This window comes from Mesorhizobium amorphae (assembly GCF_014843845.1).
Taxonomy (GTDB): Bacteria; Pseudomonadota; Alphaproteobacteria; order Rhizobiales; family Rhizobiaceae; genus Mesorhizobium; species Mesorhizobium amorphae_A.
The window spans coordinates 163414-176980 of the sequence record NZ_JHQS01000056.1; the positions used below are offsets into that span (position 1 = coordinate 163414).

Here is a 13567-nt window from a genome sequence, read left to right on the forward strand (position 1 = left end):
ACATTTATCTAAAGTTTACCGACGGCATTAGCAATTTCTCATATTGCCCTCATTAACGGTTGGGTGAGGTGGCGATTCTCGGAGGAAAATACTCATGACATCCCGAAAGACTCTCTTTGCCGCGCTTGCGGCATTCGCGCTTCTGGCGTCTCCCGCACTGGCCGCTGCCGGTGGCAATGGTGGTGGGAATGGCGGTGGCCACGGCAATGGCGGCGGCAACGGGAATGGCGGCGGCAATGGCGGCTCCGGCAAAAGCGGTTCGCAGGGCAATTCCGGCAAGAGCACGCACGGCAAGTCAGGCAAGAGCACGAACGGCAAGTCAGGCAAGAGCACGAACGGCAAGTCGGCATCGGCCAAGTCGACGAAGTCGGGCAAGAAGGCCACGACGGAAGTCTCCGTGGATGAGGTGGACGTCGCCGCCGCTCCCAAGGAGAAGAACATCCACGCCAAGCTCGGCCGGCTGAACTCGCTGCAGCGCAACATCAACGCCTACATGAACTCCAAGAGCAAGAAATTCGCCGCTGTTCAGGCTTTTGTGATGGCATCCGCGAACGCCAAGCTCGCCGAGGCCACGGCTGAAGAGGCGGCCGCCGCGGCAGCCGAAGCTCAGGCGAAGCTGGACGACCTGAACGCGCAGCTCGTTGAGGCGAATGCACAGACGCCCGCAACGCCCGAGGAGCAGGCGGCCCTGGACGCACAGATCGCGGATCTGGAAGCGCAGATCGCGGATCAGGAGACCGCGGTCACGGATGCCGAGGCGGCGGCTGCCGCGGCCCAGGCGGAGGCTGACGAAGCCGCTGTCGGCACCGACGACGCATCGCTCGACGCGGCACTCGCCGATATGGCCAACAAGCCGGTTGACGCCGAGGTCACCGAATGGGCCAAGGGCGTGCTCGCGGAAAAGGTCGACCAGATAGCCGCCAAGCTGGAAGCGGAGAACGCGGACGACGCGGCTGCCGATTCGACCGTCGACGAGCCGACCGAGACCGACACGGCGGAATAGTTTGGCTGAACGGCAATGCCGCCGGGGTTCGCCCCGGCGGCATTTTTTCGCCTGCCGTTGCCCAGGTTTGCAATCGGTTCTGCAGCGATCCATCGCCTCCCCTGTCCGTCGGCGTCAGGGAGCCACCACAACGCTGCGCAAAACCCGTTGCTAACCCCAGGTACGGCATGGAAAATCTCCGCTCCCACGTGTAACCTTCGCAATGTCGGGGTTTAAAAGGCATTGGGGAGAAAACAACATGCCTAGGGTTTCGGAACTTTTCTTCAAAACGGCCATCGTTTTTCTCATCGTGGGCATCGCCATCGGCCTGCATATGGCGATCTCGCAAGATCACGCCGCCTTTCCGGCGCACGCCCACATCAACCTTCTGGGCTGGGTAACCTCCGCGATATTCGGCGGCTACTATGCGCTCAATCCGGCCAAGGCCGCGCGCCGCATCGCGATGATCCACTTCGGCCTCTATACGCTCGGCCTGGTGGTGATGCTGCCGGCGCTTTACCTGATGCTGGCGAAGGGCAACACGGCGATCGAGCCGGTCGTTGCCACCGGCTCCATGATCGTCGCCGCTGCCGTTCTCGTCTTCGGCTTCGTGGTCTTCTCGTCCGAACCGGTGCCCACCGCCTCCGGCTTGAAGTCGGCACCTCGCTGACCGGAGTCATGCAGCGCTGCCGGGTGGGCTGAGGTCCCCTGGCGCACCTGCCGGCTGCGCCGGCGTCTGGGCGGACGCCGGCTCGCGCTGGTGCGACAAGTCTTGGACAAGGGCGCCGCGCCGCCTGTTAAAAAAGCCGCGACAGCAACGTGTGGATGATGCCGTCGCGTTCGAACGGCCCGGGCACTTTGGCCGGGAGCGATTTGTCGGCCTCGGCCGCCGATGAGGTGCGGCCATAGATGAGCAAAATCACAGCGATGAAGTAGCCCGCCTGCAGCACCAGGGCGGCAACAAATGTCCAGCCCAGCGAGTGCCAAAACGATCCGGTAGCCGCGTAAATCCAGCCAAGGATTACGAGAAGCGTTACTGACATTCCCACAAGAAACTGCGGAAAGTACATTTGCCCAATCGAACGTCCCGGACCGATTGAAACCCGGGAAGCCCGCCCATGTCTCTACCCAATTCGAGCGTTGCACCTTTCATGTGCGGTCGCAAGTTGGCACTGTGCCGCGCTCTCGGAGGGCTTTCGGCCCACGGCATGCGACCTACGTCTTAGGACTTAGGGCCATACGCCTTTCGGTGCAAGTGCGGCGTTGGAGCGTCGCGCGCGCTTTGCTGGGAACGGTTTTGCCGCGGGCAAAATCAGCGCAAAGTCGCCGGCTCTGGCTTCGCTGTTGGCTCAATGCGCGAAAGTTCGCGAGCCCAGGCGTCTCGGCGGCGGTAGCACTTCTCATCATCTGATCGCGATCAAGGCGGCACTCGATGACGAGCGCCGGCCGAGGCAGCTATAGGAACTCCGCCGGCGCTCGGCGCAAGGGTTGGGTGCTTTGCTTGCGCGAATCATATTAGCGTTTGCGAATATTTTGACCTATCCACCCAAAGGAGGATGTGGTTCCCCAAAGAAGCTGAATTGTCCGCGCCCGCCCGACTTGCTGCGGTAGAGCGCGGTATCGGCTTTCTGCAGCAGTTCGTCGCGGCCCAGGGCATCGCCAGGCGCCAGCGCGATGCCGATGCTGACGCCGACGACGACCGGGCTGTCGGCGACCGTGAAGGGCGACTGGAAACGCTCGACGATGCGCCGGGCAAGCGCCGACACATCCGTCTGTCCGGTAATCCCGGTCTGGATGATGGCGAATTCGTCGCCGCCGAGACGCGCGACCGTATCGTTGTCGCGCACCGCGGCGCGCAGCCGGCCGGCCACGTCGATCAGCAATCTGTCGCCGGCCTTGTGGCCGAAATTGTCGTTGACCGGTTTGAAATTGTCGAGGTCGAGGTAGTGCACGGCCATCAGGGCGCCGCGCCTGGCAAGGGCAAGCGCGCCGTGCAACCGGTCGGAAAACAGCATGCGGTTGGGCAGGTCGGTCAGCGCGTCATGATGCGCCATATGCGCGATCGTGGCCTGGTTGCGGCGCTGTTCGGTGACGTCGAAATAGGTGGTGACGAAGCCGCCGCCCTCGATCGGCATGCCGCGCACCTCGACGATGGTTCCGTTCGGCCGGGTGCGTTCGTAGACATGCGCCTCGCGCTGCCTGACGAGGGCGAGGCGGCGCGCGACATGCATCTCGATATCGCCCGGTCCGTACTCGCCACGCTCGGCATTGAAGCGAAACAGCGTCTCCATCGAGGGGTAGCCATTGGCAAAAAGCTCGTCGGGATAGTCGAGCAAGGCGCGTTGCCGCTGATTGCAGACGACCATGTTGAGATCCTGGTCGAACAGCGAAACGCCGCCCGGGAAATTGTCGATCACGGCCTCCAGCAGCCGGATCCGCTCGCGCGAATGCTCGATCAGCTGGCCCATCCGCCCGATCGCTTCGGCCAGGCCCGGCAGGCCGGGCCCTGACGGCTCGGCCACCTCGAACGCATTCGCCAGGATACGTGACACCTTCGGCATCGGCCGCTGACCCCCTCAGCAATTTTCCGAAATATGCGGCGACGCTAATATGGAACGATTGCCATCGGATTAACGGCTGGCCCGCGCCTGGTTTTGCGGAGGCAGGTTGGTCGCCTCATCGGGCGCGGCCATGGCCTTTGGGTCTTTTGGTCGATGCCATGGGGACCTTTGGCCAAGGACTTCTGAATTCAGGAACCAAGCACAGGCGGGACCGTTCCCCAACCACATCAATCAGGAGGAGCTCATGGAACGCAGCGTCCACGAGGCGCGGTGGATACTTGCGCCTGTCTTCGCCTTGGGCGTCGTCTTTGTCACTGCCGGAATCCTGTTCGGCTAGAGGATCATCCCGGTTCGGAAAAGATCCATGCTCAAACAAGGAAGATAGCGCCAGGGAACAATTGCCAGCCACCCGCCGAGAACGTCCCTTCATCGGCGGAAGGCCGACCCCGCCGCCTTTCTCCGTGAAGGCGGCGGGGCTTCGGTTTGGGAGGCCATCCTAACCTTAGAAGACCGCGTCAGACGCAAGAAGGCCCGCCGTACCGAACGTGCGGCGGGCCTTTTCGTGGTGCTGGCCGGATCAGGTCAGGATCAGGACGATCTCGTAACTGTCCGGATCGACGATGACGATGCGGCCGTCGGCAAGCACGAAATACATGTAGGTTTCGTATGCCGGGACGATCTTGATGATGCGCGCCGGCAAGCGGTGCAGCCGCACCTTCTCCCGCGGCACCTCGATGCCCACCGAAATGTCGAAGTCGACACGCGCCACCGGAGCGACGTTCGTCTCGCGAATGATCTGCGTGACCTCGGTCTTCTGCTCGACGGTCACATTGCTGATCGACGCGGTCGAGCCCTGGTCGGTCTGGGTCGAAGCCTTGCCCTGCGCCTGTTCGTCGGTCTGGACCTTGGCCTTGCCCTCAGCCTGCTGGTCGGTCGTGGCGCCAGCCTTGCCCTCGGCCTGCTCTTCAGTTGTTGCGCCGGCCTTGCCTTGTGCCTGTTCGTCGGTCTTCAGTCTGGGCTTGCCTTGAGCCTGCTCCTCGGTGGTGGCGCCGGCCTTGCCTTGTGCCTGTTCGTCGGTCTTCAGCCTGGGCTTGCCTTGAGCCTGCTCCTCGGTGCTGGCGCCGGCCTTGCCGTGCGCCTGCTCATCGGTCTTCTTGGCCTTGCCCTGGGCTTGCTCGCCGGCCTTGCCGCCCTGCTGGCAGTCCGCTGCGCCGGCTTCGCAATTGGCGCCACCGCTTGGCTGGACCTCGGCGGGCGTCTGCGTCTGGGCCATGGCAGCGCCACAGCCGACGCCGAGTGCGAGCATGCTTGTAATCAGAAGATGTTTCATCAAAAGTCTCCTCGAAAGTGTCGTCCTTTCGTTGGGTTAACTTCGACTCGTGGCCTTTGTTCCGGGCTGATCTGCCCCAGCTGGCAAAGCGGAATTGTCGCGTCGAGGAGCCGAAAAATGGGAGGAACAAGCCCCATGCAGTGGCGTTTACGACTGAGGCGACCCGGTCGCGAATGGCCCCAGGCCGCGTGACGCAAGTGGCCGCTGCAACCAAAAGGAGATGGTCATGAGACTGCATCTTGCAACCGCCGCCGCTGGCGTTCTGCTGCTCGCAGGGGTGGGCGCCGCGGCTGCCCAGGACATCATCATCCAGCCTGAACAGGAAACGGTCATTCGGGAATATGTGCAAAAGCAGCCCCTGGCGTCGGTTACTCTTCCCGGCGTGGAGTTCAATATCGGTAGCGCACTTCCCGACACGGTCGAACTCTATGAAGTTCCCAACGTCAAATACCGCTATGTCGTCGTCGACAACCAGACCGTGCTTGTCGACCCCGGCACACGCAAGATCGTCAAGATCATTCAGTGACCTGTTTGGGACTGGCTCGCCGCTTGCCGGAGCGGCGGACCGGCCGTGCCGTATTATTTCGTGACTAGTATAGGCCCGTATAAGCAGGAACCTTCCTTGGCACCACACGTTGCCGCGTCTGACTTGGTGCTGCCTTGTTGATAGGCAGCATGGTCCAGCGAAGCGGCGAGGCGACAACATGCATGGGCTGGGGAGGAGGCAAGGTATTATGTCGAAACGTGAAATAGGAACGTCCCCCGCATTGGGGATGCGCGTCGCTGACCTGAGGGCCAGGATGCGCAGCGCAAGTATCACCGAGCATGAGATGAGAACCTTCCAGAAGGTCGCGGCCATCATGGGTGATGGCGAAGGCTCCCTACGCATCGACGCCGACGATCTGATCGCGGCGTCCTTCGTCACCCAAGGGGCGGGCGATCACTCCCTGAATTGAAATCCCCCGGCCCGAACCGGTCGAAAAAATCGCGCACAACGGTCTATTGAGCATCAGCGCAGGTAAAGGCGCTGATGCTTGATGCCCGCGTGCGCCTTCAACTGTGGCCGACAAAGGCCGGGATGCGCTCGACGTCGTCCCTCACCAGACCAGCCGCCAGGCTGATCTGGCCGACGAACACCAGCGCGTTGAAGACAAGCCCGACGATCACGGCCAAGGGTACCTGCCACGCCGGCATGCCGGTGCGCGGAGCCTGCAGCGCGATACGCAGGCTGGCGCGCCAGGATGCCGAAGCCCAGCGGCGCATGGCCTTGAAAACGCGCCGTGGCCGCGAGGCGGATTTCAGCGCGGCATATTTGCGGTCCGCGTCGCGACCGGTGACCAGCGCGCGCCACAACAGGAAGCGCCAACCGCGCGGCGGATAGTGGCTGGCCAGCGCCTCGGACTTGACCAGGTCGTGGCCTTCCGCTCGCAGTTGCCGGTCGAGCAGCGTGCACGACACCTTGAAGCCGTTGTTGTTCGGAAATGGATGGCTGGCGAGCCAGCTTCGCTGGATGGCGCAATTGTTGGCGTTCATGGCGCGCTTGGCGGCAAAGCGCCGATCATGGTCGCGAAGCGGAAAGATCCATAGCAGCGCGAATGTCCGCGAGGCAAAGTCGTCATGCTCGAGATAGGTGTGGCCGTTCACGGCGACGGTCCGCGGGTCCTCAAACGGCTTCAGCAGGGCCGGCAGCCAGCCTGGCTGAGCGACGGTGTCGGAATCGCAGAGCACGACGATGTCGCCCGTCGCCTGGGCGATCCCCTCGTTCTTCAGCTCGTAATAGCGCCCGCCGGGCAGGGCGGCGAAGCTGAGGGCCGGCGCGAGTTCCGGCACCGCGTCTTCGATCCGGCGGCGCAACAGCGGCGTGTCGCCGGCCTCTCCGGCATGAACGAAAATCACCTGTCTGGCGATGTATCCCAGGCCGGCCGCGGCCTTGATCTCGCGCGAAAGCGCGGCGAGGCCGGCGCCGACCTCGTCCCAGTCGATCGTGCCAGCATTTTCCATTTCGACAATGATCGAATAGCTCTCGCGTTGCATGAACTGGCCCGTTTGCATTTCCCTCGGAGCGTGCATCCATAGCTGACTGCACCGGATTTTTGCAGCCCCCTTGCCGAACCGTCGCAATGTCCGCTTTGCCGCAGGTCGGAACCAATCGCCGCCGACATCCATTCCCGAAGGACAAGCCTTGCAGGAAAGGAGTTGGAACCATGAAACCACTCTTGCCATGCGCTTTGTTGCTGGCGCTCGCCGGACCGGCGGCCGCGCAGACCGACGACCAGACGAATGCCCGGACGCCGGGCGGACCGTGCCAGGCCGAGCCGCAAGGTCAGAACGACGACCAGAAGCCGTCGACGACCAGTGGCGGCAATGGCGGCCTGACCGGCAAGCTCGAACCTTGCGGCGGCGTGCTGCAGCCGCCGCCCACCGGCGACCAGGGCATGGCCCAGCCGGCGCCGAATGAGGGCAGGACGCCTGTGATCAGGCCCGACGAGGTGCCGGCGCAGCCGAAGCAATAGCAACGGCCCCAGGTCACGGCACGGGGCGATTCCGCTCAGCTCGGCTGCGCACGCTTCTCGTCTTGGCTTGCCGCAGCACGGTGACGGGATCGACGCCTGTCCACACTATGCCTGCTGCTTCGGCAAATCCCATGAAGGCCCGCCGCGCCTGGTCGGCCGTGAGATGTCCGGCGCGCGCCGCCTCGCAGGCCCTGATGGCGGTGGCGTAGACCAGACCGCGCCGCGCCGCCGGCCATTCCTTCAGAAAATTCTGCATCTCGGCCAGCGAAGCGATTTCGCGCTTGAAGCCGGCACCGACGGCAATTGTCAGCGGAGCATGGAAAGGCATGTCGTTCATGTGGAGAACCTCCCTGATGGACCGGCCCTTCAATGCAAATAGGGCCGGTCCGGTTCCCGTTCTGGCTAAGCGGGATCCGGCGAGGTGCAAGGTGGCTTTGCCAATGGCTGAGACCGACAAACGATCGTCTGGGCACGCAAAGGCCGAGGGCAGAGAGCCGCAAACCATAGATCAATTAGTCCCGACTTACGGAACAACAGCGTTGTCGCGGCGTTTGCCTTCAGAGCTCGCCACTTATCGACCTGTGGATGTTTCCGCCAAGGCGGAGGCGAGGGCGAAGCTCGCCAACACGAAACAGGAGAGAACGATGAAAACCCTGATTCCTTCCGCCGCCGCGCTGCTTCTTCTTGCAGGCGTCGGTGTCGCTGCCGCTGAGGATGTGATTGTTACAACCCAGCCGCAAGCGGTCGTGATCACGCCAGAAGAAAGGACGGTCATCCGCGAATATGTGCAACGGAACCCGCTGGCTTCGATAAGCCTTCTCGGCGTCGAGCTTAATATCGGCTCTACTCTGCCCGACACCGTGGAGCTGCGGGAGGTTCCCGACACCAGGTACAGATACACGGTCGTCGGCGACCGCACCGTGCTGGTCGACCCCGGCACGCGCAGGGTCGTTGAAGTCATCGAGTGATGCATGATGCCTGTCCCGCCGTCTTCGGGAGGAGACGGCGGGCAACGGGTTTGTTCAAGGAGCATTCCCATGTTGCCGCATGTCGAGACCCCCAATTCCACCAATGTCGCGGCCTGTTGCGACAAGCTGCTGGCCGAGCGAAGCACCAGCTTGCTGTCGATGAAGGAGGCGATCGATGAGCTGCGCCGGCGCACCGGCACAGAGCGCTCCGACGCCGATCTCGCCGGGCTGATTACCAAGAAGGCGGCATTGATGGGTGTCGCGGTCCTGTCCAACGACCACTAAAGGAAATCGCGGCGTCGAGCGTGTCTACGCCCCAAGACGCCGGTCGAAATATCGGCTAATGTTTTGCCGGGAATTGGACCCATCCGATTTGGACCCAACCACGGAGGCGACAGTGACGGACGACAGGCAGGAACGCATTCGCCAGCGGGCGCACGAAATCTGGGAACAGGCCGGGCGACCCGAGGGCTCGGACATGCAACATTGGGACCAGGCGACAGCCGAGATCGACGGAGCGGCTAAGCCGAAAGCCAAGGCTGCGCCGAAGAAGGCTGCGGCCGCCAAGTCAGCCAAACCGGCAGCCGCCAAGGCCAAGGCACCCGCCAAGGCCGCCAAGCCAAAAGCCAAGGGCTGAGCGCCGGCCACCAAATCTCTCTTCAATGACCCATGGGAAATGGATGCGGCGCGGCAGCGCTGTCTCCGGTGGAGATTGGCTGCGTTCATGGAACCTGCATTGTCGCCCCGTCACGCCGAGATTGCAGCTTACGACGACCCGACCGGCGGGAACCTTTAGGCGTCGCTAAATGTTGTGCTTCCAGCACCAATTTTGGGCGAAGGAGCACCTCATGAACAACATCATTTGGCTGGTCGGGGCCGTTGTAATCGTCATCGCGATCCTGGGTTTTTTTGGTCTGAGATAGGCTTGGGCCCAACGGGCTCTGGCCCGGCCGATTGCGGCTGACCACTCGCCGCTTCAGCGGCAAACAAGCCCACCGGCCTCGAGGCCGGTGGGCTTGCATTCCGGGCCAGACCGACAGCCTTCCGGCCGCTCGGCTCCTCACGCCTCCCAGGCATCGCTGGACAGTGCAAAGCGGATGCCGGTCGCCGTCATAGCGAGTTCGCATTCGGTGATTGCCCGCAGGTTGCGCAGATAGCGCGCCGCGGTCTGCGGCAGCCAGCCGGCACATGCCTCGACATAGGCGCGGCTGTGGACCAGCGTGCCGGTCGACAGCCGCTGCTCTTTTTCGGCGATGACTTTCAGGTACTGGCGGATGAAGCGAATGTCCTCGGCGATGTCCTGGCTGGCCATGCGCCAGGCGCCGGCGAGGCGCTGCCTCTGCTCGGTCGTTGCAGGAGAAATGAGCGGGCGGGAGAGATCGGCGAAGGCGGCGTGATTTGCGGTGTTCAAGGATATCCCCTCAAAGAGAAGATATCGTACTGTACGTACGAATACTGGTCAAGTGCAATTCGTACAATTTGAACGAAAGAGATGGATAGAAACCATCGGAATGCCGGCGCCTCAGGCGAGCCGCATTGGAAATCCTTCGAGCTGCGCGCCAATATCGGCAAGCGCCCTCCCGAGGATCAGGCCGACCATATCATGCCTGTCCGGATCGAGCACGTGCAGGCCTTTCCGGAGCGCATCGCGCCAGCTGTCGCCCCTGTTCCACGCTTCCGCGAACACGAAGGCGAGGTCGTCCTGCCGGCGTGTGGTGTCAAGCGCCTTGACCAGCAGGCTCGCCTGATGGAGGTCCTTTTCCCGCTTCGCTGCGGCGCTTTGCCGGCGTGAAGCGACGATCAGCTTGTGGACGGCGTAGCGCTCGGGCGAGGGCACCAGCACGGGCACGCCCGAGCGGTGCAGGAGCACCGTTCTGACGGGGTCGCGGATGAGAAAATCCAGGAACCGCAGAGGCTGCGCGGAGACGCCTCCCAGCGACGGCATCGGGCTTGCGTGATCCGCATGGTCGTCGCTGCCCCGGTTCGGAGTGAGGAATTCGACCTTGTAGCGGGAAGCGTTCTCGAACTGTGTGGTCCGTCCGGCATCCGTTCGGTGTGGAACCTCTCGAAATGTCGGATCGATTGCCTTGAGCACCTCAATGACCGGCGGCAGACTGTCGTCCACTTCGGCCGAGACGGAATGAAATTGAGCGAAGTCTACGTCGCCTGTCTGCAGCGAGGCACCAGGCAGCCGCACGCCGAGATGCCCGGCATAGGTCTGGAAGGCGACTGTTCCGACCAGAACGGCGCGCAGCCGAAAGAGTCCAGCCTTTTCCAGAGCTTCGACTACGGCGCCGGTGAATGTGTCAGGCGCCGTCAGACCGGCGTCGCGGACGAGGGTCGCAACCAGCTTGCGGCGGCTCTTGAGGTCGCTCTTGATCTCCTTGAAGGCGGCGACCCGTTTTGCGATCTCGGGGTCTTCGGCCGGGCCGACGTATCGCCTTGTCTTCGTCGGGCGGGTTTCCTCGAAGTACCAGTAGTCGCGGCCCTTTACCGGAACGCGGACGAAGTTGCCCGCCGTCGAGAAATCGGTCTCGAACGAGGCATCCAGGCTACGCTGCACGAGTTCGGCGTACATCGTGCGATAGGCGAGATCGATCGTTTTCATGGCTAGCACTCCGATCATGCGCCTTCCGTTATAAGAATTTGTCAGTTTTCTTATAACTGCGCGCTATCCAGCTGAATTTCAAGAGTGTTATAAGAAAATGGTGAAAATCTTATAACGCGGAGCGTTGAAACGGCCGATCTCCCCCAAGCGGGAGACTGTCACACACATTCGCGTCACGCCTCAACAAACCCTCTTCCCCAATTCGCCGAACAGTGCTTTAACCCCGGCATCCACAGGGGTGCTCCGTACGGTCGGGGCTGAGACGGGGGCGGCAAGCCCACAGACCCTAAAAGCTGATCTGGGTAATACCAGCGGAGCGAGGCGGGCTATGTTTTCTGGCGCACAGATTTCCCTCTATCCCATGGCCGATGATTTCGTCGGCGTCATCCTTGGCGCGCTTGGCGCGCTCGATCCGTATCGCGATCGGCTGAGGATCGAGACCGACGACATCTCGACCTTGCTGGTCGGGCCGCCCGAAGTGCTGTTCCCGGCGATGCGCGACCTGTTCGTGGCGGCTTCCGCCAGCGGCAGGCACTGCGTGCTGTCAGCGGCGATCTCGCGCGGCTGCCCGGGCGAGCCCGACGATCCGATCTGCCGCTCCGACGAAATCGGCGGCCCCGTCATTCCGCTCGACGAGCGCAAGGTTGCCGCCATCCGCGCCGTGCAGGCCACCGCCGTGACCGGTCAGGCGACGGCGGCGCAATTCTCGCTCTATGTGATGGGCACTGGCGACCACATGGACGAGATCTATGGCTGCATCGACTTCCTCAAACAGTCCGGCGTCTACGAGCGCTCCAAGCATTTCTGCACCAAATTGCGCGGCGATGCCGGTGCCATCTTCGCCACGCTGAACGAAGCATTCTGCCGCTTCGGGCCGGGCGCCGGCCACGTAACCCTCGACGTCACCGTGTCGGCCAACAGCCCGTCCGCTGTCTGAGCCATAGCGCTCGCCGCCGTCGAGGATATTTCCGTGGCTGTTCCGTCCGTCCCGTTGTCTGGAGGAGATACCTCTGGCCCTTCCCCACGAGGGGGGAGATCAGCTGTCTCGTCGGCCATCGCCAGGGCCGCACCCGCTGCCGTCTCGGTCGGGCTGCTGTTCGCTGCGTGGGAGCTCTATGCCCGCTATGGCGGCGTTAGGCCGACGGTGTTGCCGGCGCCCTCGCGCGTCTTCGGACAGGCGTGGGAGAATCGCGAGGCGCTGATGGACAATGCCATCCCGACCATCCGCGCCACTCTTGCCGGCTTTGCCTGCTCGCTCTCCGCCGCCTTCCTTTTCTCGGCGCTGGTCGATTTCTGGCCGTCATTGCGCCGCGCGCTGTTTCCGCTGCTGATCGCCAGCCAGACCTTGCCGCTGGTGGCGATCGCGCCACTGGTCGTGCTGTGGTTCGGCTTCGGCCTGCTGCCGAAAATCCTGCTCGTGGCACTGGTCACCTTCTTTCCGATGATGGTGGCGCTGGTCGAGGGTTTTGAGGCGACCGAGAAGGAGATCGGCCAGATGCTCCGCGCCATGGGGGCAGGGCGCTGGCGTGTCTTCTGGCTGGCGCGGCTGCCTTCGGCGCTGCCCTATTTCTTCGCCGGCTTGAGGATATCGATCACCTATGCCGTCGTCGGCGCGATCTTCGCCGAATATGCGGGCGCGGCGAAGGGGCTGGGCATCTACATGCTCAACGCCAAGAACAATTTCCGCCCCGACCTGGTGCTCGCCGCGGTCGGCGTGAGTGCGGCGCTGACGCTGGTGCTGTTCGGCCTGACGGTGCTCTTCCAGCGCCTCGCCATGCCTTGGGAGCGGGCGGCTGCAGGGCGTGGCAGCGAGGGGCGGCAATGACCCGGCTGGAGCTGCGCCAGGTGCGAAAATGCTTTGGTCCGCGCGAGGTTCTGGCCGGCATTTCGCTCAATGTCGCGGCCGGCGAATTCGTCTCCATCCTCGGTCCGTCCGGCGCCGGCAAGTCGACGCTGTTCCAGCTGCTGACCGGCGCGGAGAGAGGCGAGGGCGAGATGCTGTTCGACGGCGCGCCGCTCGACGACCATGGCAGCCGCTTCGCCTTCATGCCGCAGCGCGACGCGCTGATGCCATGGCGGCGCATCCTCGACAATGCGACGCTGGGGCTGGAGGTGCAGGGCGTGCCGCGCCGGGCGGCGCGCGAGCGCGTCGCGCCGCTCTTTGCCGAGTTCGGCCTTGCCGGCTTCGAGCGCGCCTGGCCGGCCGAGCTTTCCGGCGGCATGCGCCAGCGCGCCGCCTTGCTGCGCACCGTGGTGCAGCAGCGCGACATGCTGTTGCTCGACGAACCGTTCGGCGCGCTCGATGCGCTGACCCGCGCGGCCATGCAGCGCTGGCTGGAAGCCATGTGGCGGCGCCACCACTGGACGGCGCTGCTGATCACCCACGACGTGCGCGAAGCCGTGCTTTTGTCCGACCGCATCTATGTGTTTTCCGCGCGCCCGGCCCGCATCGTCAGCGAGATCAAGGTGCCGCTGCCGCGCCCGCGCACTGCCGACGCCAGCGTGGCGCGCGAGGCGGCTGGGCTCGAGGCCGGCATTCTCGACACGCTGCTCGGCGCCACCGATCCGCAACTCTCAGCCCAAAGACCGTCCCCAAGGAGATGAC

At 63.6% G+C, this 13567-nt stretch carries 18 protein-coding genes and 1 riboswitch; of the genes, 11 read left to right on the forward strand and 7 right to left on the reverse strand.

The genetic code is table 11. The annotated features are described in order from the left end of the window. The first annotated feature begins 94 nt into the window (after positions 1-94). Both DH08_RS23200 and DH08_RS23205 read left to right on the forward strand, forming a co-directional pair. Positions 95-1003, forward strand: coding sequence for a hypothetical protein (locus DH08_RS23200; protein ID WP_192181494.1), 909 nt, complete (start codon positions 95-97; stop codon positions 1001-1003). 238 nt (positions 1004-1241) lie between these two features. After that, positions 1242-1652: a heme-copper oxidase family protein gene (locus DH08_RS23205; protein WP_192181495.1), complete on the forward strand. Its 411-nt coding sequence runs from the start codon at positions 1242-1244 to the stop codon at positions 1650-1652. 127 nt (positions 1653-1779) lie between these two features. Here DH08_RS23205 and DH08_RS23210 read toward each other — a convergent pair whose 3' ends face one another. The 3 genes from DH08_RS23210 to DH08_RS23220 form a co-directional block, all read right to left on the reverse strand. Beyond that, complete coding sequence (locus DH08_RS23210) at positions 1780-2052, reverse strand: exopolysaccharide production repressor protein (RefSeq protein ID WP_192181496.1); 273 nt, start codon at positions 2050-2052, stop codon at positions 1780-1782. A 468-nt stretch (positions 2053-2520) separates the two neighbouring features. After that, on the reverse strand, positions 2521-3543 hold the full coding sequence (locus DH08_RS23215) for a diguanylate cyclase domain-containing protein (RefSeq protein ID WP_192181497.1): 1023 nt from the start codon (positions 3541-3543) through the stop codon (positions 2521-2523). Between the two features lie 577 nt (positions 3544-4120). Further along, positions 4121-4873, reverse strand: a complete 753-nt coding sequence (locus DH08_RS23220; RefSeq protein WP_192181498.1) for a DUF1236 domain-containing protein — start codon at positions 4871-4873, stop codon at positions 4121-4123. 226 nt (positions 4874-5099) lie between these two features. On the opposite strand from DH08_RS23220, the gene DH08_RS23225 reads away from it, so the two are divergent. Both DH08_RS23225 and DH08_RS23230 read left to right on the forward strand, forming a co-directional pair. Beyond that, positions 5100-5399: a DUF1236 domain-containing protein gene (locus tag DH08_RS23225; RefSeq protein WP_192181499.1), complete on the forward strand. Its 300-nt coding sequence runs from the start codon at positions 5100-5102 to the stop codon at positions 5397-5399. A 208-nt stretch (positions 5400-5607) separates the two neighbouring features. Continuing rightward, positions 5608-5829, forward strand: a complete 222-nt coding sequence (locus tag DH08_RS23230; protein ID WP_192181500.1) for a hypothetical protein — start codon at positions 5608-5610, stop codon at positions 5827-5829. A gap of 97 nt (positions 5830-5926) precedes the next feature. On the opposite strand, the gene DH08_RS23235 is transcribed toward DH08_RS23230, so the two are convergent. After that, positions 5927-6907 (reverse strand): glycosyltransferase, encoded by a 981-nt coding sequence (locus DH08_RS23235; RefSeq protein WP_192181501.1) that lies wholly within the window; start codon positions 6905-6907, stop codon positions 5927-5929. 170 nt (positions 6908-7077) lie between these two features. Between DH08_RS23235 and DH08_RS23240 the strand changes: the two genes are divergently transcribed. Next, positions 7078-7386 (forward strand): hypothetical protein, encoded by a 309-nt coding sequence (locus DH08_RS23240; protein ID WP_192181502.1) that lies wholly within the window; start codon positions 7078-7080, stop codon positions 7384-7386. 13 nt (positions 7387-7399) lie between these two features. Here the strand turns inward: DH08_RS23240 and DH08_RS23245 are convergent, their stop codons facing one another. After that, positions 7400-7723 (reverse strand): DUF982 domain-containing protein, encoded by a 324-nt coding sequence (locus DH08_RS23245; RefSeq protein ID WP_192181503.1) that lies wholly within the window; start codon positions 7721-7723, stop codon positions 7400-7402. A gap of 307 nt (positions 7724-8030) precedes the next feature. On the opposite strand from DH08_RS23245, the gene DH08_RS23250 reads away from it, so the two are divergent. The 3 genes from DH08_RS23250 (at position 8031) to DH08_RS23260 (ending at position 8991) form a co-directional block, all read left to right on the forward strand. Beyond that, positions 8031-8354, forward strand: coding sequence for a DUF1236 domain-containing protein (locus DH08_RS23250; RefSeq protein WP_192181504.1), 324 nt, complete (start codon positions 8031-8033; stop codon positions 8352-8354). A gap of 69 nt (positions 8355-8423) precedes the next feature. Continuing rightward, positions 8424-8639, forward strand: coding sequence for a hypothetical protein (locus DH08_RS23255; protein ID WP_192181505.1), 216 nt, complete (start codon positions 8424-8426; stop codon positions 8637-8639). 112 nt (positions 8640-8751) lie between these two features. Continuing rightward, the gene (locus DH08_RS23260) at positions 8752-8991 is read left to right on the forward strand and encodes a DUF2934 domain-containing protein (RefSeq protein ID WP_192181506.1); all 240 of its coding nucleotides are present in this window, start codon (positions 8752-8754) and stop codon (positions 8989-8991) included. 423 nt (positions 8992-9414) lie between these two features. On the opposite strand, the gene DH08_RS23265 is transcribed toward DH08_RS23260, so the two are convergent. Both DH08_RS23265 and DH08_RS23270 read right to left on the reverse strand, forming a co-directional pair. Beyond that, complete coding sequence (locus DH08_RS23265; protein WP_192181507.1) at positions 9415-9765, reverse strand: hypothetical protein; 351 nt, start codon at positions 9763-9765, stop codon at positions 9415-9417. A 111-nt stretch (positions 9766-9876) separates the two neighbouring features. Further along, positions 9877-10962 (reverse strand): nucleotidyltransferase family protein, encoded by a 1086-nt coding sequence (locus tag DH08_RS23270; protein ID WP_192181508.1) that lies wholly within the window; start codon positions 10960-10962, stop codon positions 9877-9879. A gap of 224 nt (positions 10963-11186) precedes the next feature. Next, a riboswitch (TPP riboswitch) is annotated at positions 11187-11300 on the forward strand. Here DH08_RS23270 and DH08_RS23275 point away from each other — a divergent pair. The 3 genes from DH08_RS23275 to DH08_RS23285 all read left to right on the forward strand — a co-directional run bounded on the left by DH08_RS23275 (position 11291) and on the right by DH08_RS23285 (position 13566). Further along, positions 11291-11899, forward strand: coding sequence for a Ykof family thiamine-binding protein (locus DH08_RS23275; protein ID WP_192181509.1), 609 nt, complete (start codon positions 11291-11293; stop codon positions 11897-11899). Its footprint overlaps the riboswitch before it by 10 nt. Positions 11900-12016: 117 nt before the next feature. Beyond that, positions 12017-12787, forward strand: a complete 771-nt coding sequence (locus DH08_RS23280; RefSeq protein WP_192181635.1) for an ABC transporter permease subunit — start codon at positions 12017-12019, stop codon at positions 12785-12787. Beyond that, positions 12784-13566, forward strand: coding sequence for an ABC transporter ATP-binding protein (locus DH08_RS23285; RefSeq protein ID WP_192181510.1), 783 nt, complete (start codon positions 12784-12786; stop codon positions 13564-13566). The genes DH08_RS23280 and DH08_RS23285 overlap by 4 nt, the downstream gene beginning before the upstream one ends. Position 13567 lies beyond the last annotated feature (1 nt).